The following is a 17,630-nucleotide window of genomic DNA, read 5'->3' as shown; positions in this document are numbered from 1 at the left end:
CGGCGCGCACACGAATTCCGTTTACAAAATGTTGCTTCCCCCGGATGATGGGCTTATATCCCACCCAGCCCGAAGCCCATGTTCCTTGAACTGATCAAAGGCGTTGCACTGTTGCTGGCGCTGTGCTTTTTGCACGGCGTCAACATCCGGCTCTGGCGGCAAAAGCCCCTGGTCGGGCAAATCGTTTCGGGCGTGCTGTTCGGCGGCATCTGCGTGGTGGGCATGTTGATGCCCCTGGTCTTGATGCCTGGCGTGATTTTTGACGCCCGCTCGGTTGTGCTTTGCATGGCAGGTCTGTTCGGCGGGCCGGTGGTGGCCATCATTGCCGGCACCCTGACCATGGCATGGCGCCTGTGGCTGGGCGGCGCTGGCATGGGGGTCGGCTTGCTGGTGGTGGTGATTTGCGTGTCGCTAGGGCTGCTGTACCGCTATGCGCGCCAGCGCGGCAAGGTGGACGTGGGGCCCCGCACCTTGCTGCTTTTCGGACTGGTGGTGCATGTGGCGGTGGTGGGGGCGTTTCAGCTTTTGCCTGCGCCGGTTGTGCAGCACATCAATGAGATGGTGGCCCTGCCCTTCATCGCCATTTTCACGGTGGCCACCTTGCTGCTGGGCACCGCGCTGAAAGACCTGGAGGAGCGGCTGGCAACCGACCGTGCGCTGAGCGACAGCTCAGCCCGGCTGAGCGCCATCACGCAAGCCATTCCTGACGTGCTGCTGGTGCTGGACCGCAACGGGCGCTACCAGGAAGTGCTCTCTAGCGACAAGGCCGCCCTGGTCGCCAACGCCAATGACCTGCTGGGCAAGCACCTGAGCGATGTGCTGCCTGCCGACCAGGCACAGCGCTACCTGGAACTCATCCACGAAACCCTGCGCACCGGCCTTACCCAAACCCTTGAATACGAAATCTGTACCCTGGATGGAGTGCGTCAATTCGAGGGGCGCACCCAGCCGCTGGGCGTGCCCGTGCAGGGCCAGGAGGCCGTGGTGCTGCTGGCACGCGACATCACCGACCGCAAGCGTGCCGAAGCGGCCCTGCGCGAGTCGGAGCTGCGCTTTCGCTCCCTGTTGCTGAACATACCGTCCATCTCGGTGCAGGGCTATCTGGAAGACGGCACCACCAGTTACTGGAACAAGGCGTCTGAAGCACTGTATGGCTACACCGCCGATGAAGCCATGGGCAGCAATCTGTTCGAGCTGATCATCCCGCCCGTGATGCGCGACACCGTGCGCAGCAACGTAGAGCACATGTTTGCCACCGGCGAGGCGATTCCGGCAGGCGAACTGCAACTGCAGCGCAAGGACGGCAGCCTGGTCGATGTTTTTTCCAGCCACGCCTACATCCACGTACCGGGCCAGCCGCCAGAGATGTTCTGCATCGACATCGACATCTCGGGCCGCAAGGCGGCCGAGGAAGAAGCCCGCTACCTGGCTTTTTACGATGCCCTGACCGAGTTGCCCAACCGCCGCCTGCTGGTAGACCGCCTGCAGCAGGTGCTGGCCAGCAGCAGCCGCACGGGAATGGCGTCTGCCGTGCTGTTTGTAGACCTGGACAACTTCAAGACCCTGAACGACACGCGCGGGCACGAGGTGGGCGATATGCTGCTCACGGAAGTGGCGCGCCGCCTCAAGAGCCATGTGCGCGAACTCGACACCGTGGCGCGCCTGGCTGAAGACGAGTTCGTGGTGGTGCTACAAAACCTGGGCAGCGACCCCACCGAGGCCGCAGGTCAGACCCGCATGTTGGGCGAAATGCTGCGCACGCACCTGGCGCAGCCCTACGACTTGGCGGGGCACGAACACCATTGCTCGGCCAGCATCGGCATCACGCTGTTGCACGGGCAGCGCACCAGCGTGAACGAAATCCTCAAACAGGCCGATATGGCGATGTACCGCGCGAAAGACGCGGGGCGCAACAGACCCCGACATGCAGCAGGCCGTGAACCGCCGCGCCACGCTGGAAGCAGAACTGCACAACGGTCTGCGGCAAAACCAGTTTCTGCTGCTCTACCAGGCCCAGGTGGACGAAACCGGCCGTATCGCAGGGGCAGAAGCCCTTGTGCGCTGGCAGCACCCGGAGCACGGCATGGTGTCCCCGGGTGAATTCATTGCCTTGGCGGAAGACACCGGCCTGATCGTGCCGCTGGGGCATTGGGTGATGGAAACCGCCCTGCGCCAGCAAGCGCAGTGGCGCCAGCACTCCCAACTCGCCCACCTCACGCTGTCGATCAACGTCAGTGCGCGCCAGTTTCACCAGGATGACTTCGTGAGCCAGGTGGTCCGCCTGCTTCAGCTCACGGGCGCCGACCCTACACACATCAAGCTGGAGCTGACCGAGAGCCTGCTGCTGAAAAATGTGGAAGGCGTGATCACCACCATGCTGGCGCTGCGCGAGCTGGGTCTGGGCTTCTCGCTGGACGACTTTGGTACCGGGTACTCATCGCTGAGCTACCTCAAGCGGTTGCCGCTGGACCAGATCAAAATCGACCAGGGTTTTGTGCGCGATGCACTGGTTGACCCCAACGATGCTGCCATTGCGCGCTCCATCATTGCTCTGGCCCACAGCCTGGGGCTTGACGTGATTGCCGAAGGGGTGGAGACCGAAGAGCACCACCACTTCCTGCTCCAGCACGGCTGCCGGGCCTTCCAGGGTTACTTCTTTGGCCGCTCGGTGCCTCACACAGATTTCGAGCGGGCCGTGCTGAACCGCTAGACCGCCGGCATCAGCGCCTGCACGCTCCGCGGGCTCTCCTCAAGCCTCTGCCATCTCGGGCAAGTGCTGCAAGCGACTGGCCAGTGTGGGTTGCCGCAGGAGTGAAAACAAGTCCTTCGGATCGTCCAGCGCCGGAATCAGCGCCATGCGCTCGCCCATTCCCAACGCCAGGGCCGTGTCGCGCATGTAGCGCAGCGCAGAAAAATCTTCCAAAGCAAAACCGACCGAGTCGAATACAGTGACCTGGGCGGCGCTGGCGCGGCCCGCGTGGCGCTGGGAGAGAACCTCCCACAACTCCGTCACCGCAAAGTCGGAAGGCATTTGCTGGATATCGCCCTCCACACGTGTCTGCGGGGCATATTCCACAAACACGGCCGCGCCACGCAGCACATCTGGGTGCAGCTCGGTCTTGCCGGGGCAGTCACCACCCACTGCGTTGATGTGCATGCCGGGCTCCACCATGTTGGGCGTAATGATGGTGGCCTTGGCCTTGTCGGCCGTGACGGTGGTCACGATATCGGCACCACGCACGGCCTCTGCCACGCTGGTGCATACACGCACCGTCACGGGCAGGTCGCTCAGGTTGGCAAGCAATTTGCGGGTGGCCTCCCGGTCCGTGTCGAAAAGACGCAGTTCGGTGATGCCCAGCAGGTGGTGGAAAGCCATGGCCTGGAATTCGCTTTGCGCGCCGTTGCCGATCAGCGCCATGCTGCGGCTGCCGGGCCGTGCCAGTGCGCGCGCCGCCACGGCAGACATGGCAGCAGTTCGCAATGCGGTGGTGAGGGTGAGTTCCGACAGCAGCAGGGGCATGCCCGTGGCCACGTCGGCCAGCACACCAAAGGCCATCACGGTAGATAAGCCCAGGCGCGTGTTGCCGGGGTGGCCATTCACGTACTTGAACGAGTAGGTCACCTCATCGGCAATGGGCATCAGTTCAATGACCCCTTGGCGCGAGTGGCTGGCCACCCGAGCTGTTTTGTCAAAGTCAGCCCAACGCAAAAAGTCCGCCTGGATGTTGTCTGCAATACCCTGCAAACAGGCGCGAAGACCCTGGCGACGCACCAGTTCAACGACTGCTGGAGCGCTGAGGTACAGCGTTTCTGAGGTGCGCGAAGTCGAGGGGGTGAAGTTCATGGCCAGTCTCCGTTGTTGTGATGGCCCAGTGTCTCGCGCACGGATGGCAAAGTGAATCGGCAATCTTGTACCGTATTGCAGAGGTTTTTGCCACAATGGCAGAAACCAATGCCATTTTGAATACATGGACGAACTGGACCACTCCCTCATCAGCCTCTTGCGCACCAACGCCCGGATGAACATCGCCGACCTGGCCCACAAGCTCGGCGTATCCCGCGGAACCGTTACCAACCGTCTGCGCAAGCTGGAAGACACTCAGGTGATCGTGGGTTACACCGTGCGGCTCAAACCCGAGGCAGAACCTGAACGCATCCGTGCATGGATGGGTGTCTTGGTGGAAGGCAACCAGACGCGACAGGTCATTGCCAGCTTGCTGGGCGAACCAGGGGTCTCGGCCTTGCACGACACCAACGGCCGCTGGGACCTTCTGGCAGAGCTTGAAGCGCGCTCCATGAGTGAGCTGTCGCAAGTGCTGGAACGCATCCGCCTCATCTCCGGCATTCGCAGCACAGAAACGAGCATCCATCTGACAACGTACCGATGAAAAGATAAGCCAGACGGGAACTTTGGACTTAGCACTCTCTCAAATCGAGTGCTAACATAATGCCCTTGAGGAAAGGATTCCCGGCATGACACTTTCATCTGGAACCACTGCAACCGCTCTGACACCCACCAACCCCTGGGCGCTGGTGCCTGCGTTGGGCAACCTCGACGCCTACATTTCTGCCGTCAACCGTCTTCCTTTGCTGACCCAGGAAGAGGAACAGAAATACGCCCGCCAGCTCAAGGAACACAACGATGTGGACGCTGCGGGGCGCTTGGTGCTGTCGCACTTGCGGCTGGTGGTTTCCATTTCCCGCCAGTACCTCGGCTACGGTCTGCCGCATGGCGACCTGATTCAGGAGGGCAACGTGGGCCTGATGAAGGCGGTCAAGCGCTTCGACCCCGACCAGGGCGTGCGGCTGGTGAGCTACGCCATGCACTGGATCAAGGCCGAGATCCACGAATACATCCTGAAAAACTGGCGCATGGTCAAGGTGGCTACCACCAAAGCCCAGCGCAAGCTGTTCTTCAACCTGCGCTCGATGAAACAGGGCTTCAAGGCGGATGCCAGCGCCGCAGATGCTGCCACCCACCGCGACACGCTGTCTGACCACGAAATTGATGTGGTGGCCGCCCAGCTGAACGTGAAGCGCGAAGAAGTCATTGAGATGGAAACGCGCATGTCTGGCGGCGATGTGCTGCTGGACCCCACACCCTCGGACGACAGCGAACAGGCCTTTGGCCCAATTGCCTACCTGTCGGACGCATCGCACGAGCCCACCGCCGTCATTGAGTCGCACCAGCGTGACGTGCTGGCTTCTGATGGCATCGCCAACGCCTTGGCAGGACTGGACGAGCGCAGCCGCCGCATTGTGGAAGAGCGTTGGCTCAAGGTGAACGACGATGGCTCGGGTGGCATGACGCTGCACGAGTTGGCTGCTGTGTATGGCGTGAGCGCAGAGCGCATTCGCCAGATTGAAGCGGCCGCCATGAAGAAGATGAAGAAAGCGCTGACAGAAGCAGCTTGATTCGCCCGGTGGCAGATGGGACAAACGTTACCATTTGCCACTGCGCCGCCCCCCAGGCCCGCTCATTGGCCGTTGAATCCTGCCCCGGTAAACCCAAAGGTTTGCTTCAGCAGATAACTCAGCGGACTTGGCGGGCTTTTTTCATGGTCCGGGCCGATACCGTATTTCTTGTTGTTGAAAGACTCCGATGCAATCCCTGTTTTCGCGCCGCACCGCCCTTGCTCTGGCCTTGACGGCTCTGACGGCACCATGGGCCGCAGCCCAGAAGGCGCCCAGCGCCGCCGCCCCCTGGCCCACGAAACCGCTGAAGATCATCGTGGGCTTCCCACCCGGCTCGTCGCCTGACCTGACGGCGCGCACTTTCTCGGAGCCCCTGGCCAAAGCTCTGGGACAACCGGTCATCGTCGAAAACAAGGTGGGTGCGGGCGGCAACATTGGCGCTGATGCCGTGGCCAAGGCACGGGACGACCACACCATTGGGCTGATGATCAACGGCAACATGACGATCGCCAAGCTGATCAATCCAGCGGTGCCGTATGACCCGCTGAAGGATTTGGCGCCGCTGACGCTGGTGGGCACCTCGCCTTTGGTATTGACTGCGCCGGTGAGCCAGCCTGGCGTGGCAGCCACCGCGAGTGCCCGCGAATTTCTGGCAACGGCACGCAGCGCTGGGGACCAATGGAGCTATGGCACCCCTGGGGTGGGCACGGTGGGCCACATTGGCACCGAACTGCTGAAGTCACGCAGCGGGATCAACCCCGTGCACGTGCCGTATGCCGGCTATCCCCAGGTAGCGACGGCCATGCTGGGCGGCCAATTGCAGATGGCGCTGCTGCCGCCTGCGCTGGCGCAGGCGCAAGTGAAGGCAGGCAAGCTGCGGGCCATTGGCGTGACATCGGCGGGCCGCAGCGCGCTGGCGCCTGATGTGCCGAGCTTGGCAGAAGCCGGGATTCAGAATTTTGAACTGGAGATCTGGAACGCCTTTGCAGCCCCAGCGACCATGCCCAAGGCCTTGCAAGTGCGGCTGGCCAAGGTGTTGGCCGACATTGCCCGCACGCCAGAGGTGCGAGCCAAGCTGTTCCAACAAGGCTGGCAGGTGGCTGGCACATCGCCCGAGGGACTGGCCAACCGGATCAAGGCCGATACCGCAGCGCTGGGGCAAATCATTGCGCAGCGGGGCATCAAGGCCGAATAAGGGAATAGGGACGCTGCGGCTGGTACGCCAAGACACTCCCTGAGGTTGTTGGGCGCCCCCAGTGGGCGCTGCAACTTATTTCGCCTCTTTGAGCAACGTGGCCACGTCGGCGGCCAAGGCCTGCGCGCCGCTGCCGTAGCGGTGGTACACGCGCAACCGTCCGGCGGGGTCATAGACGTAACTGCCGGCAGAGTGGTCCATCGTGTAGCTGGTGTCTGTTTTGCCTTCGACCTTTTTGTAATAGATCTTGAAGTCCTTGGCGACGGCGGCCAGTTGCTCAGGGCTGCCACGCAGGGCCAGGAAGCTGGGGTCGAAGTTGCCCATGTAGGCCTTCAGCACCTCGGCAGTGTCCCGCTCAGGGTCCACGGTCACAAAGATGCCTTGCAGGCGATCGCCATCTGCGCCGAGGGAACGCTTGACTTCGGCCAGCTCTTGCATGGAAGTGGGACAGACATCGGGGCACTGTGTGAACCCGAAAAACACCACCACCACCTTGCCCGCGAAGTCTTTCAAGCTGCGCTGCTGGCCGTTGTGGTCCGTCAATGGCAGATCGCGGGCGTATTCGGCGCCAGTGACATCAATGCCCCGAAATTCCACCTTTTTCTCAGAGCAAGCAGAAAAAAGCACTGTAGCGCCCGCCAGCAAAGCGCAAGCAGCTACAGATTTAATAGCATTTCGTTTGTTCATGTTCACATCACGTAGTGGTCCACCAACAGCGCAGCAAACAGCACGCTCAGGTGGATCAGGGAAAAGCGGAAGGTCTTGCGGGCCAGGGCGTCGGAGTAATTGCGCCACAAGGCAAATCCATAGCCGCAAAATCCCACGCTCAACACCACGGCAAAGGCCAGGTACAGCCATGAACTCATGCCGTACACGAAGGGCATGAGGCATCCCGCAAAAAGAATCAGCGTGTACAAAAAGACCTGCAGGCGCGTGAACTCGTTGCCATGGGTGACAGGCAGCATGGGCAGGCCTGACTTGCGGTAGTCCTCCACCCGGTACAGCGCCAGCGCCCAGAAGTGCGGCGGGGTCCACAGGAAGATGATGAGAAACAGAATCAGCGCTTCGGGCCCGACATCCCCCGTCATGGAAGACCAGCCCAGCACAGGCGGCATGGCCCCCGAGGCACCGCCAATAACGATGTTCTGGGGCGTGAGCGGCTTGAGGATGACGGTGTAGATCACCGCATAGCCCACAAAGGTGGCGAACGTCAGCCACATGGTCAGCGGGTTGATCCACACGTACAGCAATGCAGACCCTGCAGCGCACAGCACCGCAGAGAACACCAGGGTCTCCTGGTTCGACAACTCACCCTTGGCGGTAGGGCGCCAGGCAGTGCGCTTCATCTTGGCATCAATGCCCTGCTCCACGATGCAGTTGAAGGCAGCGGCGGCCCCAGCCACCAGCCAGATGCCCAGGCTGGCCAGCGCCATCTGGCCCACCTGCGCCCAACTGGGCAAGCCTGGCACAGCCAGCACCATGCCGATCAAGGCACAGAACACAATCAATTGGACGACGCGCGGCTTGGTCAAAGCATAGAACTGCGCGAATCGCGACGGAGGGGAAACGGCAGCAACACTCATGCAATCACTCTCGGTGCGCGCGCTGGCGCAGAAATCTCGTTCGGGGCGGCGCTGGTGCGGCTGGCCGCCAAGGCCCAGGTCAACACCACCACCAATGCGGCAGCCCCTCCAGTGTGGAGCACTGCCGCCAGCAGGGGCCAATCCAGAATCACGTTCGACAAGCCTGTGGCCAACTGCAGCGCAGCAAGAGCCAACAGCCAATGCCCTTGCGCTTTCAGATAGGGACGCAGTTGAAGCGCGAGCCACACCATGGCTGCAAGGACGACATAGGCCATCAAGCGGTGAACATAGTGAATGGCCGTCAAACCCGCAAAACTGATGTGACTGCCGTCTTGCAGCATGCCCAGTGCACGCCAAATCTGGAAGCCCTGCGCAAAGTCCATGGCGGGCCACCAGCTCCCCTGGCACTTGGGGAAGGTGGTGCAAGCCAGCACCGCATAGTTGGTACTGACCCAGCCGCCCAAAACCACTTGCACAGCCAGCAAGGCCATCGTGCCCCACAAGGCCCAACGCATCCCTTGGCTCAAACCGACAAGCGGCAGACCACTGGCTGCCCTGGTGTGCTGCACCGCCTGAACGCACAGCAGCGCCAGGAGCACCAGCCCACCGATCAAATGCAGTGTCACGATGGCGGGGAACAGCTTCATGGTGACCGTGAGCGCACCAAACGCGCCCTGCAGACAGACCCAGACGAGGGTAAATGTAGGCCACCAGGGACTGCCAGCGGGCGGCCGTCCCACCGAAGCGCCCTGCCCCTTGGCGGCTAGTTGGCGCTTCCATGCACGGTGCTGCACCCATGCAGAGATCGTCATGACAATGATGAGCACCCCTACCCCGGTGGCCAGATAGCGGTGGATCATCTCCACCCAGGCTTTGCCGTGCGTGACAGGCCCCGTAGGCATGGCACTTTGCGCTGCAGAAATTTCTTCACGGGCGCCCACAGGGCTCGCACTGCCGTAGCAGCCAGGCCAGTCGGGGCAACCCAGGCCGGAATCGGTCAGGCGCGTGAACGCACCAAACAGCACCAGATCGAAGGTAAGGAACAGAGTCAGCACCGTGAGCGCTTGCAAGCGCCGCAGCGGAGAAGCCCCACGGTTGCGCCAGCGCACCCATGCCAGCGGGCCCAGGGCAATCAGCAACCCCAGGAGCATGAGCCGGGTGAGCGGAGCGAGGTCGTACAGAGGTTGCGCGTCCATGTCAGGGCTTCCGGGGTCGGCCCGCCTCATCCCAGGATGCGGAGGCGCGCAACAGGCGTTCCAGATCCTTCTTGGCCTTGGCTGCGCCCGCAGCATCCATGCGGGCGGGGAAACGCATCATCCAGTGGCCCATGGGGTCCACCACATAGATGTGATCCCGCAGCGCCTGACCTGCAGCAGGCGCCAGCCACTGCGCCAGCGCCGCTTCATCCACGCGCCGCACCTGGGCCTGTTTGAGGGCAGGCTCCAAGGCTGCCGGAGGGGCTTTGTCATCCGTCACCAGCCACACCCAATCCACGCGGTCTTTCTCTCGCCCCACGCTTTCACGCAGCTGGCGCTGCAGGTACAGGTGCTTCTGGCAATCGGTATCGCACTGGCTATCGGCCACACTCACGAGAAGCCACTGCCCCTTGAGATCCACCAGTGCCCCGGCACCACCCTCCAACGTGGTAGCAGCCATGGCGGGCATGGGCCGTTGTGGCTCAATCAACTCACCGTAGTTCTTGCGCCCCTCTGGGCGAATCACGTAATAGGTGAAGTAGGACGCGATGACAGGTGCGGCACAGACCAGCAGCACCCCCAGCATCTTCAGGCGGCCATGGCGGGTGCGTTGGGCGGCATCCATCGCCCCTCCGGCCTCGGGCAAGGTATGCACCGTCAAACCCAGGGGGTGCTCTGACGCCACTTCAGGAGGAACGCTCGCGGCGTGGGCGAACGAAGCGTCGGACGATTTGGAACCAGACATAAAGGAGTGCAATCAGGCCGCAAAGCCCGAACCATTGAAATGCGTAACCATAGTGTTTATCGACGCCCGAGGAGACGACAGGCCAGTCGCGCTGCATGCCTTCACCAGGCTCCCCCAACTGAACCACTGACAAATCCAGCAGCGGCAGTTGCGTGGCGGAGCGAAATGCAGCCAGGTCGAGATTTTGCCGGATGCGGGAAGACCCCTGTGCACTGTCCCCTGCGCTGAATTCGTAGAGCCGCGAGGGCGGCGCAGCGACCCGGCCTTTGACCTGTACGGTCCCAGCCGGAGTCACGACATCAGGCACCCGGGTTCGGTCCTGAAAGTTGCGTGGCACCCAGCCGCGCTGCACTAGTACCACGGCGCTGGTGCCTCGCAATTGCAGCGGGGTGACGACAAAAAAGCCGGGGCGCCCCTGCATTTGCCGGTTGTCGAGGTACACGGTGTGGTCAGGCAACCAGAGGCCTTCCAGTTCCACCGTGCGATGCCGCAGATCCTCCGTAACGCCCGCCGCTTCAGCCTTTGCCAAGCTCGCTCCATCCAAGGCCGGCAGCGCAGCACGAGAAGTCAACGTTTGCTCATATGCCAGCTTTTCTGCGGCACGGCCCAACTGCCACCGTCCCAGTGATGCAGTAATGGCCACGCCCACCAGCGCGGCCAAAGTGACGACAACAAAAAGAACATCAGATGCATGAGGACGGGGCGTCACAGGATAATCAGCTCCATGAAATATCTAGTTGTTGCGGCATTTGTGGGCATTGTGGTCAGCCTGGGGTCTGCGCTCTTTTTCATGATGCGCAATGGCAACAACGATGCCCTGAAGGGTAACCGCATGGCCAGGGCATTGGCAGTGCGGGTGGGGCTGTCGATCTTGCTCTTTGTGTGTCTGCTGGCCGCATGGCAGCTGGGCTACATTCAGCCCACCGGCCTGCCGGCCACACGTTGAACGCCGCACACTCATCAGAATGCGCCACCCGGATTGGCGCTTATCGAGACAGGCCAAGTAGCCAAGCCACAAAAAAAAGCGCCTTGCGGCGCTTTTTTTGTTGACTGTCGGCGCTTACATCCAATACACGAGGATGTACAAACCGAGCCAGACCACGTCCACAAAGTGCCAGTACCAAGCGGCACCTTCAAAGCCGAAGTGCTTGTCTGCCGTGAAGTGGCCTTTTTGCAGGCGCAGCGTGATGAACAACAGCATCAACATGCCGATGAACACGTGGAAACCGTGGAAGCCGGTCAGCATGAAGAAGGTGGAACCGAACACACCAGACGACAACTTCAGGTTCAAGTCTGTGTAGAGGTGGTAGTACTCGTAGCCCTGAACGAACAGGAACACGATGCCCAGCAATACCGTAGCCCACATGAAGGCGATGGTTTTGCCGCGTTGGTTCTCGCGCAATGCGTGGTGGGCAATCGTCAGTGTCACGCCCGACGTCAGCAGCAGTGCGGTGTTGATCGTGGGCAGCCAGAAGGGGCCCACGGTCTGGAACGGCTCCACGATGCCTGCAGGAGAGGCCGTCGCACCAGCTGCCACACTAGGCCATACCGCCTTGAAGTCAGGCCAGAGCAGAGAGTTTTCGAGGCTGCCCAATGCGGGGACAGAGTGCTCGCGCGCCCACCACAGGGCGGTGAAGAATGCGCCGAAAAACATCACTTCCGAGAAGATGAACCAGCTCATGCTCCAGCGGTAAGAGAGGTCAATCTTGCGGCCGTATAAGCCCGCTTCGCTCTCACGGGCTGCATCACGGAACCACTGGTACAGCACAAACAGCCACCACACCAAGCCCAGAGCCAGCGAGTACTTGCCCCATTCGTGTCCGTTGATCCACTGGCCTGCGCCCAGGATCACGAAGAACAGCCCAGCAGCAGCCATCACGGGGTGACGGGACTCTGCGGGCACGTAGTAGTACGGTGTTGTGCCGTGTGTTGATGCACTCATTTCAGCTCCTGACTATCTCAATCGTTGTTATCTGTACCGGGGGCAAATCCACTGCGTCACACAATCCAGTTGACCAGCACGATGAGTGCCAGCACCAGAGAAAAAATTGCGATCAGTCCGACCACGATGATGTGGATGGGGTTGATCTTTTCCAAATCTTGCGCGTATTCACTGCCTTTACGCAATCCAATCAGGGACCATGCAACCGCACGCACCGTACGCAACAGCGAACCTTTACGTTGCAGCGGTGAAGCGGAGTCTCGGCTCATGAGCCTTGGCCTTCCGACGGCAAACCCTTCACCGAAACCGACTGTGGCGCTGCGGGAGTTTTCCCACCGACCTCGAAAAATGTGTACGACAGCGTGATGGTGGTCACGTCTTTCGACAGTTTCGGATCAATCACGAACGCCACCGGCCATTCCTTCTTTTCACCGGGCTCCAGCGTGTACTGGTTGAAGCAAAAGCACTCCAGCTTGGTGAAATGTGCAGCTGCCTGACGCGGTGCGTAACTGGGAATGGCTTGTGCTGCCATACGCCGGTTTTGCACATTCTGGAATTCGTACATCACTGTCGTCAACTCGCCGGGATGCACTTTGACAGAGCGCTGTGCAGGCTTGAAGTCCCAAGGCCCACGCGCGTTGGCGTCAAACTCCACCGTGATGGTGCGGGATTTGTCCACCTGACTGTTCGCAGGCAGCTTCGCATCCTTGCCGGCTACGCCGTTGCCTGGAACCTGGCGCTCGGACAGCGACAGGATGTTGATCCCCGTCATCTCGCAAATGTGCTTGTAGATGGGGATCAAAGCGTAGCCGAAGGCGAACATGCCGGCCGCAATCACGACCAGCTTGCCGACCATCTTGGCGTTTTCGCGGCGCAGGCTCATGGCAGGTTGCTCAGCGTGACAGCAAGGTCACCTTGACCATGAACCCGATGAAAAATACCGCAACCACTGACGCAAGGATCAACGCCAGGCGCAGGTTGTTCTTCTTTTGCTCGGGGGTCATGGCAGGCTCCTCAACCAATCACGCGAGTCGCGGTCGCATCAAGCTTGGGTGGGTTTTCAAACGTATGGAATGGAGCAGGCGAAGGCACTTCCCATTCCAGGCCTTCGGCGCCGTCCCATGGCTTTTGAGGAGCCTTGGCACCCTTGCCGCGCATGGCGGGCAACACCACAAACAGGAAGAAGTAAACCTGCATCAGGCCAAAGCCCAGGGCACCCACCGATGCGATGGCATTGAAGTCAGCAAACTGCATGGGGTAGTCGGCATAGCGGCGAGGCATACCGGCCAGACCCAAGAAGTGCATCGGGAAGAAGGTGATGTTGAAGGTGATCAACGAGCCCCAGAAATGGATCTGGCCGCGGGTTTCACTGAACATCACACCGGTCCACTTGGGAGCCCAGTAGTAGTAGGCTGCGAACATCGAGAACAGCGAACCGGCCACCAGCACGTAGTGGAAGTGGGCCACCACGTAGTAGGTATCTTGCAGCTGGATGTCGATGGGAGCCATGGCCAGGATCAGGCCCGTGAAACCACCCATGGTGAACACGAAGATGAAGCCCACGGCAAACAGCATGGGGGTTTCAAACGTCATCGAACCACGCCACATGGTGGCAATCCAGTTGAAGATCTTCACGGCCGTGGGCACGGAAATCAACATGGTGGCGTACATGAAGAACAACTGGCCTGTCACAGGCATGCCAGTCGTGAACATATGGTGGGCCCACACGATGAACGACAGGATGGCGATTGACGAAGTGGCGTACACCATGGAGGCGTAGCCGAACAGCTTCTTGCGAGCGAAGGCAGGAACGATCTGGCTGATGATGCCGAAGGCCGGCAAGATCATGATGTAAACCTCGGGGTGACCGAAGAACCAGAAAATATGCTGGTACATGACAGGGTCACCACCGCCAGCGGGGTTGAAGAAGCTCGTGCCAAAGTGACGGTCGGTCAGCGTCATGGTGATCGCGCCAGCCAGCACGGGCATCACAGCGATCAGCAGATAAGCAGTGATGAGCCAGGTCCAGGCGAACATGGGCATCTTCATCAACGTCATGCCAGGGGCGCGCATGTTGAGGATGGTCACAATGATGTTGATCGAGCCCATGATGGACGAAGCACCCAGGATGTGCATCGCAAAGATGCCGGCGTCCATGGAAGGGCCCATCTGCAGCGTCAGCGGTGCATACAAGGTCCAGCCGGCAGCGGGAGCGCCACCAGGCATGAAGAATGATGCAACCAGCATGATGGCAGCAGGAATCATCAGCCAGAAGCTGAAGTTGTTCATGCGAGCGAAGGCCATGTCGGAAGCGCCAATTTGCAGTGGCAGCATCCAGTTCGCAAAGCCCACAAACGCCGGCATGATCGCACCGAACACCATGATGAGACCGTGCATGGTGGTGAGCTGGTTGAACAGCTCAGGGTTGACCAGCTGCAGGCCCGGCTGAAACAGCTCGGCACGAATTAGCAAGGCCAGCACCCCACCCACCATCAGCATGGTGAACGAGAACAGCAGATAAAGCGTGCCAATGTCTTTGTGGTTGGTAGCAAACACCCAGCGGCGCCAGCCGGTAGGTGCATGGTGGTGGTCGTGGCCGTCGTGTGCGTGGTCGCCAGCGTGCCCGTGGTTGTCGAGTACTGCGCTCATAGTGAATTCCTCAATGCGATTGGGCGATGTTTACTTGCTGCGCTGGGCCACGACTTCTGCGGGCTGCACCAGTTGACCCGTCTTGTTAGACCACGTGTTTTTCGTGTAAGTGGTCACGGCTGCAATGTCCGTATCGCTCAGTTGTTTCCATGCTGGCATGGCGCCGTTGGCGGCTCCATTGAGCAAAATCTGAATCTGCTTGGCATGGTCTGCGTCCAGCACGATGGCGGAACCGTCCAGCGGCTTGATGGGACCAGCGCCCTTGCCGTTGGCTTGGTGGCAGGCCGCGCAGTTGGCTGCGTACACCTTTTCCCCGCGCTTGAGCATGTCTGCAAGAGTCCAGACCTTCGCAGGATCGTCAAGCTTGGCTGCAGCCTTCTTCTTCTGGTCTTCAACCCATGCGGAATAGTCTTGCGCCGAAACCACCTTCACATGGATAGGCATATAGGCGTGCTCCTTGCCACACAGCTCGGCACACTGGCCGTAGTAGTCACCCACCTTCTCCGCACGGAACCAGGTGTCACGAACAAAGCCGGGAATCGCATCTTGCTTGATACCAAAGGCAGGCACCATGAAGGCGTGAATCACGTCGTTGGCAGTGGTGATGATGCGAACCTTCTTACCCACGGGCACAACCATCGGGTTGTCTACCTTGAGCAGGTAATCGACGGGGGCCTGGGAAACATTGCCGCTGTCCGACATGGTGCGGTGGCTGCTGTCCAAGGTGGAAATGAAGGCTAACCCTTCGCCCTCTCCGTTGAGATAGTCGTAGCCCCACTTCCACTGGTAACCAGTGGCCTTGATGGTCAGATCGGCATTGGTGGTGTCTTTTTGCGCTACCAGCACTTTGGTAGCTGGCAATGCCATCAAGATGACGATGATGAAGGGGACGATGGTCCAGACGACTTCCACCGTCACAGATTCATGGAAGTTGGCAGACTTTGCGCCCTTGGATTTGCGATGTTTCCAGATGGAATAGAACATCACGGAGAACACAGCAATGAAGATCACCGTGCAGATGATCAGCATCATCCAGTGCAGAAAGTGCTGCTCTTCCGCAATTTTGGTGACTGGCGGGGCCAGGTTCAGTTGGTTGACCGCAGGGCCTCCGGGCAAGTCCTGAACGGCATGGGCGGCGCTCCCAAGCCATGCACCGGCCATCAGCAGCAGAGAAGCCAACTTATTGGAAATGCTCTTCATAGTTCTCATTTACTTCTAAGCCTCAAATTAACCAATCCCCGCAGTGCCTGCATGGGGTCAGGCGACGCGCGAGGCCGTGCAGGCTTCGAACAACGAGACCGTCCGTTGCGTGAGCTTGGAAGAAAAAAACAACCAAACCCACTGAACTACCTCGTGCCGAAAAGATCACAAGAGGCTGCGCACCGAATCAAGTGATGGAATGAACCGCCACCCGATAAACCCAGCCTGCTGACAACCACCCGCCGTCTCCAGCTACACCGCAAAAACGAACCTTGCGGCAAATTTTCATATCGCCAGCCAGACGAAGACCGTACATGGCAAACGCGATTCCGACAACAGCACTTTCCTGAGATGCGGATGGACTAGCGAAACGTTACCGTCAAGCTCGCTGGCCGAAGAAATCATTTGCACATCGAGCTGCATCACCTTCGACGGTTTAGGCATCTGCCCGGACCATCACGCAGAGGCGCTTAAGCCCGCATACCAGCGGAACACCCGGACCAACGCCAAGCCACCAACCGCATCGCTACTACGCAACCAACCCGAGGTTTGACCCTTTGGGGTGTGCGAGGAAACGCCCAGAATTCCACATCACAGCACCCAGAATTGTAGCGTGCCTTGCGCTATATCATTGACACGAAAGCTAGGAGTTATCCACGAGCAGGGCCATTACGCAACATGGCGCGCATGTCATTCAAGGAAACTGCGCTGCTGGAGCTAACGCGTACCCGTGGCGCAGGCTTGAATGCGTGGCCGTAAATGATTTCAAAGGTCAAGGAAAGCTGCCCCGAGCCACTTCGGTCTGTCAGGCGCTGCTCAAGGGCCTTGTACAGTTGTTCGCGCCACGCCCGCCCGCGCAATGCGGCAAAGCGGTCCGGGTGCAGGTTGCACCCCAGCTCACGCAACTCCTCCAAAAGACGTTGGGGCGTGGCAAACGTGAGCGTGATGCGTTCCATGTCCATCACGGGCTCTGCGAAACTCGCCTGAACCAACATATCACCCCAATCGTGCATATCGGTAAAGGCGTGCCCTGCGGGCGGCCAACCCATGTCTGCGTAAACCGCCCGCAACTCTTTGGCAGTGTCGGGCCCAAGACAGGAAAACATGAGGTAGCCATCCACAGCGAGCGCACGGTGCCACTGCGCCATCAACGCCTGGGGGTCAGCCACCATATGCAAGGCCATATTGGCCCACAACATTTGTACCGCACCTTCGTCTGGCATCTCCAGACGCACCTGCTCACCCGTCCAGCGCGACCACCACGGTTTGCTGAGGGATTGGGAGGCAGCTTCGCGCGCCTTGCGGGTGGTCTCCACCACAAAGCAGCGGGCCTTGGGATAGCGTGCGCTTACCAGGGCGTGCCCTTCAAGGCCGCCTCGAACTGCCTCCCAGTTACACCAGGCTACGGGCGTCTGACGAATCCACTGAAGCCGGTCCTCCATACGCCGCGCGACCTCCTCATGCAGCCATGGGGACAAGGCGGGGGCGCTCTCGTGCCAGCGAGCTGCGGCGATGGGGTCGATTGTGGGTGGACGCTCGGTAGGCATGGGGCTTCGCAGACCTGATCAAAGGGCAGGCGAGTATATTGATTGCATGCATTTCGGGCGCATGTCAGGTCTCTTCCGCTCCGCATCCCGCTGGGTTGCGCACATACCTAGCCAATGCGCGGTGTGCCATGCATGGCCTGCGCAAAGGGTGTGCAGTT

Annotated in this window: 19 protein-coding genes; 6 read left to right on the top strand and 13 right to left on the bottom strand. The window is 60.3% G+C overall.

All coding sequences use genetic code 11. The features are described 5' to 3' along the window. Positions 1–78 precede the first annotated feature (78 nt). Together BDD18_RS13340 and BDD18_RS22525 are read left to right on the top strand one after the other, a co-directional pair. On the top strand, positions 79–2,100 hold the full coding sequence (locus BDD18_RS13340) for a diguanylate cyclase domain-containing protein (protein ID WP_244939088.1): 2,022 nt from the start codon (positions 79–81) through the stop codon (positions 2,098–2,100). Beyond that, entirely contained in the window at positions 2,018–2,710 is a 693-nt protein-coding gene (locus tag BDD18_RS22525; protein WP_244939109.1) for a putative bifunctional diguanylate cyclase/phosphodiesterase, read from the top strand. Before BDD18_RS13340 ends, BDD18_RS22525 begins: the two co-directional genes overlap by 83 nt. A 39-nt stretch (positions 2,711–2,749) precedes the next feature. Here the strand turns inward: BDD18_RS22525 and BDD18_RS13335 are convergent, their stop codons facing one another. Continuing rightward, the gene (locus BDD18_RS13335; protein WP_142083673.1) at positions 2,750–3,844 is read right to left on the bottom strand and encodes an ornithine cyclodeaminase; all 1,095 of its coding nucleotides are present in this window, start codon (positions 3,842–3,844) and stop codon (positions 2,750–2,752) included. 124 nt (positions 3,845–3,968) lie between these two features. Between BDD18_RS13335 and BDD18_RS13330 the strand changes: the two genes are divergently transcribed. The 3 genes from BDD18_RS13330 (at position 3,969) to BDD18_RS13320 (ending at position 6,610) form a co-directional block, all read left to right on the top strand. Beyond that, complete coding sequence (locus tag BDD18_RS13330; protein ID WP_066692852.1) at positions 3,969–4,388, top strand: Lrp/AsnC family transcriptional regulator; 420 nt, start codon at positions 3,969–3,971, stop codon at positions 4,386–4,388. Positions 4,389–4,473: 85 nt separating this feature from the next. Next, positions 4,474–5,415: an RNA polymerase sigma factor RpoH gene (gene rpoH, locus BDD18_RS13325; protein WP_142083671.1), complete on the top strand. Its 942-nt coding sequence runs from the start codon at positions 4,474–4,476 to the stop codon at positions 5,413–5,415. 187 nt (positions 5,416–5,602) lie between these two features. Continuing rightward, the gene (locus tag BDD18_RS13320; protein ID WP_066693397.1) at positions 5,603–6,610 is read left to right on the top strand and encodes a Bug family tripartite tricarboxylate transporter substrate binding protein; all 1,008 of its coding nucleotides are present in this window, start codon (positions 5,603–5,605) and stop codon (positions 6,608–6,610) included. Positions 6,611–6,685: 75 nt separating this feature from the next. Here BDD18_RS13320 and BDD18_RS13315 read toward each other — a convergent pair whose 3' ends face one another. The 5 genes from BDD18_RS13315 to BDD18_RS13295 are packed head-to-tail and all read right to left on the bottom strand — an operon-like array spanning position 6,686 to position 10,843. Then, on the bottom strand, positions 6,686–7,297 hold the full coding sequence (locus BDD18_RS13315) for an SCO family protein (protein WP_044398036.1): 612 nt from the start codon (positions 7,295–7,297) through the stop codon (positions 6,686–6,688). 2 nt (positions 7,298–7,299) lie between these two features. Next, positions 7,300–8,193: a heme o synthase gene (cyoE, locus tag BDD18_RS13310; protein ID WP_066785554.1), complete on the bottom strand. Its 894-nt coding sequence runs from the start codon at positions 8,191–8,193 to the stop codon at positions 7,300–7,302. Next, a complete protein-coding gene (locus BDD18_RS13305; RefSeq protein WP_142083669.1) occupies positions 8,190–9,389 on the bottom strand; it encodes a COX15/CtaA family protein in 1,200 nt (399 codons plus the stop codon). Before BDD18_RS13305 ends, cyoE begins: the two co-directional genes overlap by 4 nt. Position 9,390: 1 nt before the next feature. Next, positions 9,391–10,134, bottom strand: coding sequence for a hypothetical protein (locus tag BDD18_RS13300; RefSeq protein ID WP_066693391.1), 744 nt, complete (start codon positions 10,132–10,134; stop codon positions 9,391–9,393). Beyond that, positions 10,076–10,843: an SURF1 family protein gene (locus BDD18_RS13295; protein WP_244939087.1), complete on the bottom strand. Its 768-nt coding sequence runs from the start codon at positions 10,841–10,843 to the stop codon at positions 10,076–10,078. Before BDD18_RS13295 ends, BDD18_RS13300 begins: the two co-directional genes overlap by 59 nt. Before the next feature lie 15 nt (positions 10,844–10,858). On the opposite strand from BDD18_RS13295, the gene BDD18_RS13290 reads away from it, so the two are divergent. Further along, positions 10,859–11,080, top strand: a complete 222-nt coding sequence (locus BDD18_RS13290; protein ID WP_044398027.1) for a twin transmembrane helix small protein — start codon at positions 10,859–10,861, stop codon at positions 11,078–11,080. A 114-nt stretch (positions 11,081–11,194) separates the two neighbouring features. Here BDD18_RS13290 and BDD18_RS13285 read toward each other — a convergent pair whose 3' ends face one another. The 7 genes from BDD18_RS13285 to BDD18_RS13260 form a co-directional block, all read right to left on the bottom strand. Next, the gene (locus BDD18_RS13285) at positions 11,195–12,076 is read right to left on the bottom strand and encodes a cytochrome c oxidase subunit 3 (RefSeq protein WP_044398025.1); all 882 of its coding nucleotides are present in this window, start codon (positions 12,074–12,076) and stop codon (positions 11,195–11,197) included. Positions 12,077–12,132: 56 nt separating this feature from the next. Continuing rightward, the gene (locus BDD18_RS13280) at positions 12,133–12,345 is read right to left on the bottom strand and encodes a DUF2970 domain-containing protein (RefSeq protein WP_044398023.1); all 213 of its coding nucleotides are present in this window, start codon (positions 12,343–12,345) and stop codon (positions 12,133–12,135) included. After that, the gene (locus BDD18_RS13275; protein ID WP_066693375.1) at positions 12,342–12,959 is read right to left on the bottom strand and encodes a cytochrome c oxidase assembly protein; all 618 of its coding nucleotides are present in this window, start codon (positions 12,957–12,959) and stop codon (positions 12,342–12,344) included. Before BDD18_RS13275 ends, BDD18_RS13280 begins: the two co-directional genes overlap by 4 nt. A gap of 10 nt (positions 12,960–12,969) precedes the next feature. Beyond that, complete coding sequence (locus BDD18_RS22285; RefSeq protein ID WP_211360764.1) at positions 12,970–13,080, bottom strand: cytochrome oxidase small assembly protein; 111 nt, start codon at positions 13,078–13,080, stop codon at positions 12,970–12,972. Between the two features lie 10 nt (positions 13,081–13,090). After that, positions 13,091–14,725, bottom strand: coding sequence for a cytochrome c oxidase subunit I (gene ctaD / locus BDD18_RS13270; protein WP_044398020.1), 1,635 nt, complete (start codon positions 14,723–14,725; stop codon positions 13,091–13,093). A gap of 30 nt (positions 14,726–14,755) precedes the next feature. Next, the gene (gene coxB, locus BDD18_RS13265) at positions 14,756–15,925 is read right to left on the bottom strand and encodes a cytochrome c oxidase subunit II (RefSeq protein ID WP_142083668.1); all 1,170 of its coding nucleotides are present in this window, start codon (positions 15,923–15,925) and stop codon (positions 14,756–14,758) included. A gap of 650 nt (positions 15,926–16,575) precedes the next feature. Next, positions 16,576–17,472: a methyltransferase domain-containing protein gene (locus BDD18_RS13260; protein ID WP_142083666.1), complete on the bottom strand. Its 897-nt coding sequence runs from the start codon at positions 17,470–17,472 to the stop codon at positions 16,576–16,578. Positions 17,473–17,630: the final 158 nt, after the last annotated feature.

Source organism: Acidovorax temperans (genome assembly GCF_006716905.1).
GTDB lineage: Bacteria > Pseudomonadota > Gammaproteobacteria > Burkholderiales > Burkholderiaceae_C > Acidovorax > Acidovorax temperans.
This window is presented reverse-complemented; position numbering and strand designations above follow the sequence as displayed.